Source organism: Rudaea sp. (assembly GCF_057139185.1).
The window spans coordinates 25,295-40,631 of sequence record NZ_DBNHDN010000045.1 but is presented as its reverse complement, the minus strand read 5'-3'; the positions used below and the strand labels follow the sequence as shown (position 1 = coordinate 40,631).

Annotated in this window: 13 protein-coding genes; 10 read left to right on the top strand and 3 right to left on the bottom strand. The window is 65.4% G+C overall.

What is annotated here, in order from left to right:
• Positions 1–30: 30 nt before the first annotated feature.
• Positions 31–846, top strand: a complete 816-nt coding sequence (gene dapB / locus AC16HO_RS15850; protein ID WP_395642198.1) for a 4-hydroxy-tetrahydrodipicolinate reductase — start codon at positions 31–33, stop codon at positions 844–846.
• A 19-nt stretch (positions 847–865) separates the two neighbouring features.
• Here the strand turns inward: dapB and AC16HO_RS15845 are convergent, their stop codons facing one another.
• Positions 866–1,582 carry a 2OG-Fe(II) oxygenase family protein gene (locus tag AC16HO_RS15845; RefSeq protein ID WP_395642197.1) on the bottom strand — a complete coding sequence of 239 codons (717 nt, stop codon included), beginning with the start codon at positions 1,580–1,582 and terminating at the stop codon, positions 866–868.
• Positions 1,583–1,838: 256 nt separating this feature from the next.
• On the opposite strand from AC16HO_RS15845, the gene carA reads away from it, so the two are divergent.
• From carA to AC16HO_RS15800, 9 genes are all read left to right on the top strand, one after another.
• Complete coding sequence (gene carA, locus AC16HO_RS15840) at positions 1,839–3,014, top strand: glutamine-hydrolyzing carbamoyl-phosphate synthase small subunit (RefSeq protein WP_395642196.1); 1,176 nt, start codon at positions 1,839–1,841, stop codon at positions 3,012–3,014.
• Between the two features lie 344 nt (positions 3,015–3,358).
• Complete coding sequence (carB, locus tag AC16HO_RS15835; protein ID WP_484335583.1) at positions 3,359–6,598, top strand: carbamoyl-phosphate synthase large subunit; 3,240 nt, start codon at positions 3,359–3,361, stop codon at positions 6,596–6,598.
• Positions 6,599–6,608: 10 nt separating this feature from the next.
• Positions 6,609–7,088 (top strand): transcription elongation factor GreA, encoded by a 480-nt coding sequence (gene greA / locus AC16HO_RS15830; protein WP_395642194.1) that lies wholly within the window; start codon positions 6,609–6,611, stop codon positions 7,086–7,088.
• A 38-nt stretch (positions 7,089–7,126) separates the two neighbouring features.
• Positions 7,127–8,086: a phosphoglycerate mutase gene (locus AC16HO_RS15825; RefSeq protein ID WP_395642193.1), complete on the top strand. Its 960-nt coding sequence runs from the start codon at positions 7,127–7,129 to the stop codon at positions 8,084–8,086.
• A complete protein-coding gene (recJ, locus tag AC16HO_RS15820; RefSeq protein WP_395642192.1) occupies positions 8,083–9,837 on the top strand; it encodes a single-stranded-DNA-specific exonuclease RecJ in 1,755 nt (584 codons plus the stop codon). Before AC16HO_RS15825 ends, recJ begins: the two co-directional genes overlap by 4 nt.
• Positions 9,838–9,895: 58 nt before the next feature.
• Positions 9,896–11,021 (top strand): peptide chain release factor 2 gene (gene prfB, locus AC16HO_RS15815; RefSeq protein ID WP_395642191.1). Its coding sequence is split into 2 segments (ribosomal slippage): positions 9,896–9,970 and positions 9,972–11,021, totalling 1,125 coding nucleotides; the frame shifts between segments, so codons are not numbered across the junction.
• 22 nt (positions 11,022–11,043) lie between these two features.
• Complete coding sequence (gene lysS, locus AC16HO_RS15810; protein ID WP_395642190.1) at positions 11,044–12,564, top strand: lysine--tRNA ligase; 1,521 nt, start codon at positions 11,044–11,046, stop codon at positions 12,562–12,564.
• 75 nt (positions 12,565–12,639) lie between these two features.
• Positions 12,640–13,245, top strand: a complete 606-nt coding sequence (locus tag AC16HO_RS15805; RefSeq protein WP_395642189.1) for a YdeI/OmpD-associated family protein — start codon at positions 12,640–12,642, stop codon at positions 13,243–13,245.
• 95 nt (positions 13,246–13,340) lie between these two features.
• Positions 13,341–13,745 (top strand): nuclear transport factor 2 family protein, encoded by a 405-nt coding sequence (locus AC16HO_RS15800; RefSeq protein ID WP_395642188.1) that lies wholly within the window; start codon positions 13,341–13,343, stop codon positions 13,743–13,745.
• A 6-nt stretch (positions 13,746–13,751) separates the two neighbouring features.
• On the opposite strand, the gene AC16HO_RS15795 is transcribed toward AC16HO_RS15800, so the two are convergent.
• Both AC16HO_RS15795 and AC16HO_RS15790 read right to left on the bottom strand, forming a co-directional pair.
• Positions 13,752–14,276, bottom strand: coding sequence for a hypothetical protein (locus AC16HO_RS15795; RefSeq protein ID WP_395642187.1), 525 nt, complete (start codon positions 14,274–14,276; stop codon positions 13,752–13,754).
• Positions 14,277–14,321: 45 nt separating this feature from the next.
• A complete protein-coding gene (locus tag AC16HO_RS15790; RefSeq protein WP_395642186.1) occupies positions 14,322–15,287 on the bottom strand; it encodes an MBL fold metallo-hydrolase in 966 nt (321 codons plus the stop codon).
• Between the last annotated feature and the right edge of the window lie 50 nt (positions 15,288–15,337).

The window sequence follows — 15,337 nt, the reverse complement described above, 5'->3', positions numbered from 1 at the left end:
GCACGGGAGCAGGAAGGCTAAGATGGCGGCATGAGCAAACCCGTCGACATTGTCGTCTACGGTGCCGCCGGCCGCATGGGTCAGGCGGTGATCCGTGGCGTGCTCGAATCGAAGCGGGCGCGTCTGTCTGCGGCGCTGGTGCGGCCGCGCTCGGGGCTGGCCGACGAACCGCTCGACCGCGTATTCGGCGCGCTGCCGCGCGATGTCGATTTCGCCACTTCGCTCGACCCCGACGTGGCTTGTGACGTGCTCGTCGATTTCAGCGGTCCGGTTGCGTTCGATGCGGCGCTGGCGCTGGCGCTGCAGCGTCGCGCCGCGTTCGTCAGCGGCACGACGAATCTGCGCGAGGAGCAGCACTCCGCGCTTGCCGGAGCGGCAGAGGTGATCCCGGTGCTTTGGGCGTCGAACTTCAGCCTCGGCGTCGCCATGCTTGCGCGTATGGCGCGTCGCGTGGCCGAGGCGTTGCCGGGCTGGGATTGCGAAATCGTCGAACTGCACCACAACCGCAAGCAGGACGCGCCATCGGGTACCGCGCTGACGCTCGGCGCGGCCGTCGCCGAGGGCCGCGGAATCGCGCTGGCCGAACATGCGCGCTACGAGCGCCGTGGGCAGGTCGGTGCGCGCGCCCCGGGGGAGATCGGCTTCGCCGCGTTGCGCGCCGGCGACGTGGCCGGTGAGCACACGGTTTTTTTCGTCGGCGAAGGCGAGCGTATCGAATTGGTCCATCGCGCCACCGATCGCGACATTTTCGCACGCGGCGCGCTGGCGGCGGCGATCTGGCTGGCCGGGCGAGATCCGGGCAGCTACAGTTTCGATCAGGTGCTGGCGCCGAAAGACGCGTTGTAGGATCGCAGCGCGCCGGCGTTCAATCCTTGTGCGCCGCGTTCTTGTCGCGGCTGGCGCCGAATTTCCTGTCCAGTGAGCCGAACAGCTTCTTGAACAGGCGCGAGAACTTGCCGCGCTGGGTCTTGCGCAGCTTCTCGTCCTCGCTGGTCAGCCAGGCCACCTGGATCACGCGACGCTCGCCTTCGTGCGGCAGATGGCCGTGGAACGAATTTTCCGCGCGCCGGAACACGACGAAATTTCCGTACAGCGGTTTGATCTCGGGCGCAACGAGATCGTCGATGTCGTCGACGCGGTTGAGGAAGCGCAGGCAGCCTTCACTGATGTCGGGCCATGATGGGTTGAGGTAGAGCAGGGCAGTGGCCACCTTCGACCTGCTGTCTGTGTGAATGGTGCCATGGCGTTTGTTGAGCAGGCGGCACAAGGTCACCAGGGTCGGGTATCGGCCCAGATCGTCGATGCCGAGGCGTGCGCCCACCGCGCTGGCGACCGCGGGATCCGTGAGTTCGCGAATCAGCGCGTTGACGCTGGGGCCGCAGTCCTTCTCCTCGTAGGGAAAGAAGCCGGCGCTCGGGTACTTTGGAAAATCCCGCTCGAGTTCGCTTGCCGCCGCTTGCGGCAATTGGTCGCGCGCCACGAGGAAATGGAATGGCGTCGCGCGCAGCAGCGTGTCTGCGCGATCCAGGCGCGCGGGATCGAACAAGACGGGTGAAGCAGTTGCGGGAGGCGCGACAGACATCGACAGGACTCGTTCACAAGCGGTTGGATTCTAGCGCCATCGCGACGAAGATTCCCCTGCACAGGCGCTTGTTGCGATGGACACGAAGCCCCTGCTGCCGGTATCATTCTCGCTCGCCCGCATGCCCACCCACGGTCCCGAGTCCGCTCAGGCCCGCGGGTGCCGCTGCATGTACTTTTGCGAGCATCCGCACTCGCGAGAGTCAAAAAAGCGGCCATCCGTGGCCGCACTTTTCCAACAAGCAGGCGACAGCAACATGACTCAGGCCATTCTCGCCCTCGCAGACGGCACTCTCTTCCACGGCACCTCTATCGGCGCCGTCGGGGAGACCGTCGGCGAAGTGGTATTCAACACGGCGATGACGGGCTACCAGGAAATCCTGACCGATCCATCCTACGCGCGTCAGATCGTCACGCTGACCTATCCGCATATCGGCAACACCGGCGCGAATGCGGTCGACGAAGAATCGGAAAAAGTGCAGGCCGCCGGCCTCGTCATCCGCGACTTGCCGCGCCTCGCCAGCAATTGGCGCTCGACCGAGAGCCTCGACGCGTATCTGCGTCGCCACGGCATCGTTGCGATCGCCGACATCGATACGCGTGCGTTGACGCGCCGGTTGCGCGACACGGGCGCGCAGGCCGGCTGCATCCTGGCCGGTGACGTGTCCGTCGAACGCGCGCTGGCCGCAGCGCGCGCGTTTCCGGGACTGGCGGGCATGGATCTCGCCAAGGTCGTTACCACGCAGGCGCCGTATCGCTTCGATGCGGGCAGCTACGATCTCGACCGCACCGCCTTCGCGAAGGTCGCGGGCACGCACCACGTCGTCGCCTACGACTACGGCGTGAAGAAGAACATCCTGCGCATGCTCGTCGATCGCGGTTGCGCGCTCACCGTCGTGCCGGCGCAGACGCCCATCTCCGACGTGCTCGCCCTCAAACCCGATGGCGTATTCCTGTCCAACGGCCCGGGCGATCCCGAGCCCTGCGACTATGCGATCGCCGCGGCGCGTGAAGTCATCAAGCGCAAGATTCCGCTGTTCGGCATCTGCCTTGGCCAGCAGATCATGGGCCTCGCCGTCGGCGGCAAGACGTTGAAGATGAAGTTCGGTCACCACGGCGCGAATCATCCGATCAAGGACCACGACGACGGCCGCGTGCTCGTTACCTCGCAGAACCACGGCTTTGCCGTCGATCCGGCCACGCTGCCCGCGAACGCACGCGTGACGCACACGTCGCTGTTCGACGGCTCGCTGCAGGGGTTCGCCCTGACCGACGCACCGGCGTTCTGCTTCCAGGGTCATCCGGAAGCAAGTCCGGGCCCGCACGACATCGGCTACCTGTTCGACAGGTTCGTCACGAATATTCAAAAGCAGAAAAGCGACGAAGCGGCTGTGCTCGCCACGATGACCGCAGTCATGGCCGCGACATCGTGAGGGAGCGCTGTTCTTGATCCTCGGGTTCCCGTTCGCCGCGGCGAAAGCCGGACGGAATCGCCCGAAGGGACGCGCGCACGATGCGCGCGTGTTCGCGAACGTACACGGAGGTGCGTCGAGCGAACCGCGGCCGGGTTTCGCGCACCGCTGCAGGCGGCACGGCATCCGGGGTGTATTTTTTTGGTTACTTTCCTTGCGCAAGCAAAAAAAAGTGACCCGCTCGCCGGACGCGCGCGGAACACCGAAGGGATGCGCCTTCAAGTTTGAAAGACGCTGACTGCATGGCATCCATGCAGTCTGGATTCCGGCAATCCATGCCGGAATGACAAGCAGAGAGCAAAAACATGCCAAAGCGTACAGACATTCAATCCATCCTCGTCATCGGCGCTGGCCCGATCGTGATCGGCCAGGCCTGCGAGTTCGACTACTCGGGCGCGCAGGCGTGCAAGGCGCTCAAGGCCGAGGGTTTCCGCGTCGTCCTCGTGAACTCGAATCCGGCGACGATCATGACCGATCCGGAAACAGCCGACGCGGTCTACATCGAGCCGATCAACCGCGCCACGGTCACGGCGATCATTGCCAAGGAAAAACCCGACGCGCTGCTGCCGACGATGGGCGGGCAGACCGCGTTGAACTGCGCGCTCGATCTGGCCGATGCGGGCATCCTCGACAAGTACGGGGTCGAATTGATCGGTGCCTCGCGCGAGGCGATCCGCATGGCCGAGGACCGCGAACTGTTCCGCGTCGCGATGAAGGAGATCGGACTCGAGTGTCCGCGCGCGGAAGTCGCCAGGACCTTCGAGCAGGCCGTGGAAATCCAGGCGCGCGTTGGCTACCCGACCATCATCCGGCCGAGCTTCACCCTCGGGGGTTCGGGTGGCGGCATCGCCTACAACCGCGAGGAATTCGAGGAGATCGTCAAGCGTGGCCTGGACCTTTCGCCCGTACACGAGGTGCTGGTCGAGGAATCCGTGCTCGGCTGGAAAGAGTTCGAGATGGAGGTCGTGCGCGACAAGGCCGACAACTGCATCATCGTCTGCTCGATCGAGAATTTCGATCCGATGGGCGTGCACACGGGTGACTCGATCACCGTCGCACCGGCGCAGACGCTGACCGACAAGGAATACCAGCGCCTGCGTGACGCCTCGATCGCCGTGCTGCGCAAGATCGGCGTCGACACCGGCGGCTCGAACGTGCAGTTCGGCATCAATGCCGAGAACGGCCGCGTCGTCGTCATCGAGATGAACCCGCGCGTGTCGCGCTCCTCGGCGCTGGCGTCGAAGGCGACCGGTTTCCCGATCGCCAAGATCGCGGCGAAACTGGCCGTGGGCTACACGCTCGACGAGTTGCGCAACGACATCACCGGTGGCGCGACCCCGGCCTCGTTCGAGCCGACGATCGACTACGTCGTCACCAAGATTCCGCGCTTCGCCTTCGAGAAATTTCCGGCCGCGGATGCGCGCCTGACCACGCAGATGAAATCGGTCGGCGAGGTGATGGCGATCGGGCGCACCTTCCAGGAATCGCTGCAAAAGGCGTTGCGCGGCCTGGAAACCGGCAAGGACGGGCTGAACCCGACCGGCCTGGACTTCACCAACGCCGACGACGTCGCCGCGCTCAAGCGCGAGCTGCGCGAGCCGAAACCGGATCGCATTTTCCACGTCGCCGACGCGTTCCGCGCCGGCATGTCGCTCGAAGACATTTACATGCTGACCCACATCGACCGCTGGTTCCTCGACCAGATCGGCGAGTTGATCGAAGTCGAATCCGCGGCAGCCAAGGCTGGACTGAACGGCATCGATGGCGCGTGGATGCGCGCGCTCAAGCGCAAGGGCTTCTCCGACGCGCGCCTGGCTGCATTGCTCGACACGAACGAAGCCGCCGTGCGCACGCTGCGCCGCGCATTTAACGTGCGCCCGGTGTACAAGCGCGTGGATTCCTGCGCGGCCGAGTTCGCCACGACCACCGCGTATCTGTATTCCACCTACGAGGAACAGTGCGAGGCCGCGCCGACCGCGCGCGACAAGATCATGGTGCTCGGCGGCGGGCCGAACCGCATCGGGCAGTGCATCGAGTTCGACTATTGCTGCGTCCATGCCGCACTCGCGCTGCGTGAGGACGGCTACGAGACGATCATGGTCAACTGCAATCCGGAGACGGTCTCTACCGACTACGACACCTCGGATCGCCTTTACTTCGAACCGCTAACCCTCGAGGACGTGCTCGAGATCATCGATGTCGAAAAGCCCAAGGGCGTGATCGTGCAGTACGGCGGGCAGACGCCGCTCAAGCTCGCGCGAGCGCTCGAGGCGAACGGTGCACCGGTGATTGGCACGACGCCGGATTCGATCGATCTCGCCGAGGACCGCGAGCGCTTCCAGCAGATGGTGCAGAAGCTCGGTCTGACCCAGCCGCCGAACCGCACCGCGCGCACGCCGGACGAGGCGCTCGCGCACGCGCGCGAGATCGGCTACCCGCTGGTCGTGCGTCCGAGCTACGTGCTGGGCGGGCGCGCGATGGAAGTCGTGCATTCCGACGCCGACCTGAAGCGCTACATCACCGACGCGGTCAAGGTGTCGAATGATTCGCCGGTGCTGCTCGATCGCTTTCTCGACAACGCGGTCGAGGTCGATGTTGATGTCGTCGCCGACGCGCAGGGCAACGTGCTGATCGGCGGCATCATGGAGCATATCGAGGAAGCCGGCGTGCACTCGGGCGATTCCTCGTGCTCGCTGCCGCCGTATTCGCTGAGCGAGAAGGTGCAGGACGAATTGCGCGCGCAGGTGACGCGGATGGCGCGCGAGCTGAAGGTCGTCGGTCTGATGAACACGCAGTTCGCGATCGCGCAGGAGAACGGCAACCCGACGATCTACATCCTCGAGGTCAATCCGCGCGCCTCGCGCACGGTGCCGTTCGTGTGCAAGGCGACCGGCGTGTCGCTGGCCAAGATCGCCGCGCGCTGCATGGCCGGCAAGGGCCTGGCCGAGCAGGGTGCGACGCGCGAAATCGTGCCGGACTATTTCTCGGTCAAGGAAGCGATCTTCCCGTTCGCGAAATTCCAGAACGTCGATCCGATCCTCGGCCCCGAGATGCGCTCGACCGGCGAGGTGATGGGCGTGGGCCGCAGCTTCGGCGCCGCGTTCGCGCGCGCGCACGAGGCAGCGAACATCGCCGCGCCCAAGGTCGGCAAGGTGTTCGTCTCGGTGCGCGACGCGGACAAGCCGCGCCTGTTGCCGGTTGCGCAGGGCCTGCTGCGCCGCGGCTACAGCCTGATCGCCACGGCCGGCACGCATGCCTACCTCGCCGAACACGGTGTTGCCTGCGAGTACATCAACAAGGTGCTCGAAGGCCGGCCGCACATCCTCGACGCGATCAAGAACGGCGAGATCGTGTTCATCGTCAACACCACCGAAGGACGCCAGGCGATCGCCGATTCGTTCTCGATCCGGCGCGAGGCGCTGCAGCAGCGCATCACCTATTCGACCACGGTCGCGGGCGCGCGTGCGCTCGTGCATTCGCTCGACTTCCGTAGCGGCGGTGAGGTATACAGTCTGCAGGAGTTGCACCGGGAATTGATTGCATGAGAAACGAAGAATGAAACGTGCTCCGATGACCGCCAGGGGCGCCGAGCGCCTGCGCGGCGAACTCGATCGCCTGAAATCCACGGAGCGCCCGCGCATCATCGCCGCGATCGCCGAGGCGCGTGCGCACGGTGACCTCAAGGAGAACGCCGAATACCACGCCGCGCGCGAGTTGCAGGGCTTCATCGAAGGGCGCATCCAGGAACTCGAGGCAGCGTTGAGCTACGCCGAGGTGATCGACACTTCGCGCCTGAATTCCAACGGCAGGATCGTGTTCGGCGCCACCGTCGAACTCGTCGAGGAAGCCAGCGGCAGCGAAGTGACCTACCAGATCGTCGGCGACCTCGAAGCCGACATCAAGCAGCGTCTGATCGCGGTCAATTCGCCGCTGGCGCGCGCGCTGATCGGCAAGAGCGAAGGCGACACGTTCGAGTTCCAGGCGCCGAATGGCGTGAAGAGCTACGAGATCGTGACGGTACGCTACGAGATCTGATTGTGCGCGCGCCGCGATGGCGGTGCAGGAAAAAGCCGATGCGACTCAGCCTGCTGCTGCCTGCACGCAAGCGCGCCGAACGATCCGCGACACTGGCGCGCTGGATCGCACGCGGCAACCGCCTGGCTGATGCCGTCGGCGGGCGCGATGTCGTGCTGCACGAGTGCTTCGACGTCGGCGCTGCGACGCTGCCGGTTGCGGCGCTTACCCGCAGCCTGGATGGCGGCGATGCGGGCGGCGCGAAGTGGCTGCGCGCCGACCCGGCGTTCGTCATGGCCGATGCGGTCACCTTGCGTCTGCTCCAGTGCGGAAACATGGACTTGTCCAGCGAGGAAGTCGAGGCATTCGCGGAAGCGCTCAAGCCGTTGTTCGGCGACGCCGGAATGCCGTTCGATGCGCCGCATCCGCAACGCTGGTATCTGCGCTGCGAGGCTGGCGTGGGATTGCCGCGATTCTCTTCGCCCGACGACGCTCTCGGCGACGACCTTGCCCGTCACCTGCCGACGGGCGACGACGCGCGGCGCTGGCGCGGGCTGCTCAACGAGGTGCAGATCGTGCTGACGCAGCATCCGCTCAATGTCCGCCGCATGCGACGCGGCCTGCCGCTGGTCAACAGCCTGTGGTTCTGGGGCGCTGGGACCTTGCCCGAGTCCGTGCGCTGCGGGTTCGACCGGGTGTTCAGCGAAGACGAGGTTGTGGTGGCAACCGCAAGGCTTGCGCGCTGCGCGGCCGTCGGCGACCTTGGCGATGCGGCACGACAGTTTCCGGCGGATTCGTCCGTGCCGGAGCGCGACGGGGCACAGGCTTCGGTCCTGATCGATCTCGCCCGTCAACGCGATGCGCAGCGGCTCGATCGCGAGTGGCTGGGCCCGATCGATTCAGCGATGAAGCGTCATCGGGTCGGCACCCTGAACCTGTTCTGCGACAGCGGCGAGCGCTACGTCGTCAAGCCGCTGCATCGCTGGCGTTTCTGGCGCCGGGCGAAGCCGGCCGCGTGAACCGCAAGCCGCGCATCGAACGCCGTGCGGTGCCCGCCGTGGAGGCGGGCTGGCCGCCGTCGGTGCACCCGCTGCTGCGCCGGATCTTCGCTGCGCGCGGCATCGTGGCGCCGGAGGAAGTCGACCATCGCCTGACGGCATTGCTTGCGCCGGCGCAACTTGGCGGTGTCGGGCGTGCCTGCGAGTTGCTCGGGACCGCGCTGTGCGCGGATGCACCGATCGTAGTCGTCGGCGACTTCGATTGCGACGGCGCAACCGGCACTGCCGTCGCCGTACGCGGTCTGTGCATGTTCGGCGCGCGCCAGGTCGAGTACGGTGTGCCGAACCGTTTCACCCACGGCTACGGTTTGAGTCCGGCGCTGGTGGAAGAACTCGTGGCGCGCAGTCCGCGGCTCTGTGATGGCGGCCTGTTGATCACCGTCGACAACGGCGTCGCCGCGAACGCCGGCGTCGCCGCCGCCAAGGCGCGCGGCCTGCGCGTGATCGTCACCGATCATCACCTGCCCGGCGCGGCATTGCCCGACGCCGACGCGATGGTGAATCCGAACCTTGCCGGCGATGCGTTTCCGAGCAAGGCGCTCGCCGGCGTCGGCGTGATGTTCTACCTGCTCGTTGCCTTGCGCGCACATCTGCGTGCCCGCGGCTGGTTTTCCGGACGTGGCGTGCCCGAGCCGGACCTGTCGCCATTGCTCGATCTGGTCGCGCTCGGCACGGTGGCCGATCTCGTGCCGCTCGACCGCAACAACCGCATCCTCGTCGACGCCGGGCTCAAGTGTATTCGTGCAAGGCGGTCCTGTCCCGGCATCGTCGCACTGCTCGATGCGGGCAAACGCGATCCGGCGCGGGTGGTGGCCCGCGATCTCGGCTTTGTCGTCGGCCCACGCATCAATGCCGCCGGGCGCCTCGAAGATATCCGCCTCGGCATCGAATGCCTGCTGACCGACGATACGGCGCGCGCGCGCCAGTTGGCGGCGCAGCTGTCGGCGATCAACCACGAACGCCGCGATCTGCAGGCCAACATGGTGGAGCAGGCCCAAGCTTCCGTGGAAAATTGGCTGGCCCGGCACGGCGCCGATTCGTTGCCGGTCGGCATCGTGCTGTTCGAACCCGAATGGCATCACGGTGTCGTTGGCCTGGTTGCGTCAAAGCTGAAGGAGCGGTTCAACCGTCCGGTGATCGCCTGCGCGCCGGCGGGCGAGAGCAGCGACGAGATCAAAGCGTCGGGCCGATCGATTCCCGGATTCCATCTGCGCGACGCGCTGGCCGAGGTCGATGCGCGCGCCCCGGGCCTGCTGCATCGCTACGGCGGCCACGCGATGGCGGCCGGGCTGAGCCTGCATCGCGCGGACCTCGCCCGCTTCGGCGAATTGTTCGATGCCGTTGCGTGCGAACGCATCGCGCCGGAGCAGCTCGATTGCGTGCTGCTGACCGACGGCGAACTCGCTGCCGGCGACTTCACGCTCGAACTTGCCGAACAATTGCGCTACGCCGGGCCTTGGGGGCAGGCGTTTCCCGAACCGCTGTTCGACGGTGAGTTCACGCTGGCCGACTGGCGCGTGGTCGGCGAAACGCATTTGCGCCTGCGCCTGCGGCACCATGGCCTCGCCGCGCCGCTCGACGCGATGTGGTTTGGCGGCTACGACGGTACGCCGCCGCCGTCGCGCGTGCGCACCGCCTACGCGCTCGACGTCAACGAATGGAACGGCACGCGTCGGCTGCAGCTGCTGTTGCGCCACGTCGAGCCTGCGTGATCCGTCGCGCGCCGGAATTTGCTATCCTTCGCGACCGACTTTTTTGATTGCCCGGACCATGATCGAAACCAACCCCATCCACGCCCGCATTGCGGACCTGCGGGCGCGCGTCGCCTCGCTTCGGGGGTATCTTTGACTACGAGACGAAAGCCGAACGTCTCGAAGAAGTAAGCCGCGAACTCGAAAACCCGAACGTCTGGGACGATCCCGAGCGCGCGCAGAACCTGGGCAAGGAACGTGCCTCGCTGGACAAGATCGTCACCGGCATCCGCGAGCTGAGCGAAGGCCTCGGCGGCGCCGACGAGCTGCTGCAGCTGGCCGACGCGGAAAACGATGAAGGCACTGCGCAGGCCGTGTCCGACGACGTCGACAAGTTGTCGCGGCACGTCGAGTCGCTCGAGTTCCAGCGCATGTTCTCGGGCAAGATGGATTCGCACAACGCCTTCGTCGACATCCAGGCCGGCGCCGGCGGCACCGAGGCGCAGGACTGGGCCGAGATGCTGCTGCGCATGTATCTGCGCTGGGCCGAGCACAAGGGCTGGAAGGCGGAGTTGATGGAAGCGTCCGCGGGCGAAGTCGCCGGCATCAAGAGCGCGACGTTCCGCGTCGAGGGCGAATACGCCTACGGCTGGCTCAAGACCGAGATCGGCGTGCATCGCCTCGTGCGCAAGTCGCCGTTCGACTCGGACAACCGCCGCCACACGAGCTTCACCTCGGTGTTCGTCTCGCCCGAAGTCGACGACGACATCGACATCGAGATCAATCCGGCCGACCTCAAGACCGACGTGTATCGTTCCTCGGGCGCGGGCGGCCAGCACGTCAACAAGACCGAATCGGCGGTGCGCATCACGCACGTGCCCTCGGGCGTCGTCGTCGCCTGCCAGACCGAGCGCTCGCAGCACGCCAACCGCGACCGCGCGATGAAGATGCTGAAAGCGAAGCTGTACGAGCTCGAGGTGCAGAAACGCAATGCGGAGAAGGACAGGCTCGAAGCGACCAAATCGGACATCGGCTGGGGCAGCCAGATCCGCAATTACGTGCTGGATCAGTCGCGGATCAAGGACCTGCGCACCGGCATCGAGCGCAGCGATACGCAGAAGGTGCTCGACGGCGACATCGACGAGTTCATCGAGGGCAGCCTGAAGGCCGGTCTCGAGGCCGGCGCGAAACGCATCGACGCATAAGTTTTGCTTTGGACGACATCAGATGAGTGGCAACGAACCGCAAACGACAACCGACAGCGCGCCGGCACAGGACGAAAACAAGCTGATCGCCGAACGCCGCGAGAAGCTGCGCGCGATCCGTGCGCAGGGGGTGGCGTTTCCGAACGATTTCGCGCCGGATGCTTTCGCCGGCGATCTGCAAGCCGAGTTTGAAGGCAGGACGGCCGAGGAGATCGAGGTTGCCGCGAAGCGCGTGAAAGTCGCGGGACGCATGCTGCTCAAGCGCGGGCAGGGCAAGGTCAGCTTTGTCCAGATCCAGGACATGAGCGGCCGTGTCCAGCTCTTCATCCAGGCGAATGCGGTCGGTGATACCTACGAGGCGTTCAAGACCTGGGACATCGGCGACATCATCGCCGCGGAGGGTGCGCTGATGCGTACCAAGACCGGCGAGCTCAGTGTAAAAGTGGACAAGTTGCGTCTGCTGACCAAGTCGCTGCGCCCGCTGCCGGACAAGTGGCACGGCATGGCCGACGTCGAGCAGCGCTACCGTCAGCGCTACGTCGACCTGATCGTCACGCCCGAGTCGCGGCGCGTGTTCGAGCTGCGCTCGCGCATCGTGCGGCATATCCGCAATCTGCTCGATTCCAAGCGCTTCCTCGAAGTCGAGACGCCGATGATGCACGTGATCCCCGGCGGCGCGACCGCGCGGCCGTTCGTCACGCATCACAACGCGCTCGATCTTGACCTGTACTTGCGCGTCGCGCCGGAGCTGTACCTGAAGCGCCTCACCGTCGGCGGCTTCGAGCGCGTCTACGAGATCAACCGCAACTTCCGCAACGAGGGCGTGTCGACCCGGCACAATCCCGAGTTCACCATGCTCGAGCTGTACCAGGCCTACGCCACGTACAACGAAATCATGGACATCACCGAAGAGATGATCCGCACCGCGGCGCGCGACGTGGTCGGCAGGACCGCACTGACCTGGGAAGGCCGCGAGATCGATGTCGGTCCCGCGTTCCGCCGCTGGTCGATGATCGATGCGGTGCTCGAACACAATCCGCAGATCGCGCGCGCGGACATGCGCGACCGCTCGAAGATCGCCGCGCATGCCGAGAAGCTCGGCGTCCACGTCAAACCCGGCTACGGCTGGGGCAAGATCGTGCTCGAGATTTTCGAGAAGACGGTCGAGCAGACGCTGATCCAGCCGACCTTCGTCACCACTCATCCGACCGAAGTCTCGCCGCTCGCGCGCGCGAACGATCACGATCCCGAAGTCACCGATCGTTTCGAACTGTTCATCGGTGGAAAAGAGATTGCGAACGGATTTTCCGAATTGAACGATCCTGAAGACCAGGCGGCGCGCTTCAAGGCGCAGGTCGAGGCCAAGGATTCGGGCGACGACGAAGCGATGCACTTCGACGCCGACTACATCCGCGCGCTCGAAGTCGGCCTGCCGCCGACCGGCGGCCTCGGCGTCGGCATCGACCGTCTCGTCATGCTGCTCGCCGACGTGCCCTCGATCCGCGACGTATTGCTGTTTCCGTATATGCGACCGGAAGCGTAGGATTTATTCGAAAAGTGCGGTCGTGGATGGCCGCTTCTTGATCTCGCGATCAGGGACGAGCGCAGGAGTAAATTCATGGGCAAGCGCGATCCACGAATCGATGGGTACATCGCGAAATCGGCCGATTTTGCCCGGCCGATCCTCGAGCATCTGCGCGCGGTGATCCACCAAGGCTGCCCTGAGGCCGAGGAGGCGATCAAGTGGGGCATGCCGGCGTTTCTCTACCACGACCGCATTCTCTGCGGCATCGCCGCGTTCAAGCGGCACTGCGCGCTCGGCTTCTGGGGCGTCCGCGGAATTGTCGGCAACGAGGACAAGCGCGATGACGCGATGGGCCAGTTCGGACGGGTCGTCTCGCTCAAGGATCTGCCGTCGAAGAAGGCGTTGATCGGCTATGTGCGACAGGCGATGACGCTTGGCGACGAGCGCGCCGCGGCACCGCCCAGATCGAGGAAGGCGCCGAAGCCGGCGCCGGCGACGCCGGACGATCTCGCCGCAGCGCTGAACAAGAACAGGAGGGCTGTGGCAACTTACGCAGCCTTCAGCGCGAGCTGCAAGCGCGAATACGTCGAATGGATCACCGAGGCCAAGCGTGCGCAGACGCGCGAGAACCGCATCGCGCAAGCGGTTGAATGGATGGCCGAAGGCAAGCAGCGCAACTGGAAGTATAAGCAAGGTTGAATTCGCGCCTCGAAAGTTTGCGCTGACTGAATTCTCGCAGCGGCGTGCGCGACAGGCGCAACGCCTAGTCCTGTCGACGCGTATGAAAACGGCTCTTGTTCCCGCTGCGCGCGCGGGAAAATAAGGACGAGAAGGACCTGCGCCGTGCCGAAGCCGCATTGTGCGATGCGTTCCGCGACGCCGATGCGAAGACGATCGAACGCATCGAGGACGAGCGCTACACGTTGACCGACTCGCGTGGCACTGTCACCGGCCGCGACGGCGATGTAGGCGAGGCGACTATGCGCGATCCGCGCTGCGGCGAATTCCGCAACCACAGCCAGAAGATGCGCTTCTGCGGCGACACCGCGATCGTCAACGGCGTCACCTCGCTCAAAAGTGAGTCGGGCGGCAAGGCCTTCAGTGGTGACTTCCAGTTCACCGACGCCTGGGTCAAGCGCAATGGCGAATGGAAGATCGTTTCCAGCCACGCCTCGCGCTTGCCGGCGAAGCAGCCTTAGGGCGGGTCATCGCGCGTCTTTGCGGTAGATGCCGTCGAACGCGGTCGTCCAGGTCTTGCCGTCGTCGTCGGAAGACTCCCAGTGCTGGCGCACGCTGCCGTCCTTGGCCGGCGTCCAGGTGATGCGCTGGCGTTGTGGCTTGCCGGTCGGCGCGTTGTTCTTCGTACCGGCGAGCGCCATGCTGCCGTCCACGATGCCGCCTTCGAGATGCAGCACGCCGTTCGGCTGATTACCAATCCAGAACTGATGCCAGCGTTTCGTGTCGGAATCCCAGGCGTTGTAGCTGACGCCGTTGCTACCTTTGGCGCCGGTCCAGTGCTCGCTGATGCCGCAGCCGTCGCTGATCGCCTCGATGCGGCTGTGGCCCAGTACGGTCTTGCTGCTGGGGTCGCGCACTTCCCATGTGCCGATCCAGAAATCGAACTGGTGGTATTCGCTCGCGCTTGGCGGACAGCCCGTGGTGGCTGGCGGCGGCGCGGCAAGCGCGCTGGACGAGGCGGCAAGAACGGCGGCGGTCAGCAGGCTGCGCATGGGTGGTGTCCTCGAGTTGTCAGCAACGATGGGATATCGGGCAGACTAGGTGTTGGCGTTGCAGAGCTTATCGATTTTGGCTTTGGGGCCACGCAGCACATTGTCGATGTAGTAGCCGGCCAGCGTGCGCACGAAGCCCGGGTTGGCGTGGATCAGCAGCGGTTCCGCATTGGCGATCCAGCCGTCGATGCAGGCACTCTTGTCCTTGCTGCTCGCCGCGCAGTCGAGCAGGTTCGCATAGGCGCGGTGGTAGATCCCGAACTGCGCGCACGGCATCGGCGCGCCGTGGCCGGGTACGAGCGTGGTGAACGGCACGCGCTCGAGATCGGCCAGCGCCGATTTCCAGCGCGCGGGGCAGGCGGTATCGAACAGCGGCACGGGCAGGGTGACGAGATCGCCGGCGGCAAGCGTACGCGTCGCGGGATCGTAGATCCAGACATCGCCGGCGGTCACTGCATGTGTCTGCAGATGCACGCCGAAAGCACGTCCGGCGATGTGCCGCGTGCTCGACTTGTCGATCACCTCGTCGGGATACAGCGCGCGGCCGGTATCGATAATCGCGATTTCATCGCGGTACGCCTGTGTGGTTTTTTCATCGGTGTCCTGCGCGATCGCCTCGGTCAATTGCTTGCGATAGTTGGCGAGGAAGCCGCCCATCGCTTCGTCGATCGCGACACTCGCGTAGACGCGGACCTCGGGATACGCGGCGCGGATGCGCGGATTGCCGCCGACGTGGTCTAGATGCCAGTGGCTGTTGATCACGGCCTTGATCGGCAGCTTCGCGTCCCTCGCGTAGTCGAGGATGCGCTGGGTATGCTCGGCGTGGCGGCCGCTGTCGAACACGACGAGGCCGTCCGCGGTGCGGAAGATCAGACTGTTGCCGTCGGGCTGGCGGCCGGGAACGAAGGTGCCGGGGATCAGATCGACGCCAGGGGCGACCGATGTCGTGTCGACGGCGCCGGCCTGCGCCGACGCCAGAAGCGCGAAGCTGGTGAGCAGGACGTTTCTCATAGCCGCTTCCCTTGCTGCGAGGTGGTCAGGCTACGGCCGCGCCTAGCGTC

Coding starts and splice junctions, on each gene's coding strand:
- carA (WP_395642196.1), top strand. CDS start 1,839: ATGACTCAGGCCATTCTCGCCCTCGCAGACGGCACTCTCTTCCACGGC.
- AC16HO_RS15795 (WP_395642187.1), bottom strand. CDS start 14,276: ATGCGCAGCCTGCTGACCGCCGCCGTTCTTGCCGCCTCGTCCAGCGCG.
- greA (WP_395642194.1), top strand. CDS start 6,609: ATGAAACGTGCTCCGATGACCGCCAGGGGCGCCGAGCGCCTGCGCGGC.
- AC16HO_RS15845 (WP_395642197.1), bottom strand. CDS start 1,582: ATGTCTGTCGCGCCTCCCGCAACTGCTTCACCCGTCTTGTTCGATCCC.
- dapB (WP_395642198.1), top strand. CDS start 31: ATGAGCAAACCCGTCGACATTGTCGTCTACGGTGCCGCCGGCCGCATG.
- AC16HO_RS15805 (WP_395642189.1), top strand. CDS start 12,640: ATGGGCAAGCGCGATCCACGAATCGATGGGTACATCGCGAAATCGGCC.
- AC16HO_RS15790 (WP_395642186.1), bottom strand. CDS start 15,287: ATGAGAAACGTCCTGCTCACCAGCTTCGCGCTTCTGGCGTCGGCGCAG.
- AC16HO_RS15825 (WP_395642193.1), top strand. CDS start 7,127: ATGCGACTCAGCCTGCTGCTGCCTGCACGCAAGCGCGCCGAACGATCC.
- carB (WP_484335583.1), top strand. CDS start 3,359: ATGCCAAAGCGTACAGACATTCAATCCATCCTCGTCATCGGCGCTGGC.
- lysS (WP_395642190.1), top strand. CDS start 11,044: ATGAGTGGCAACGAACCGCAAACGACAACCGACAGCGCGCCGGCACAG.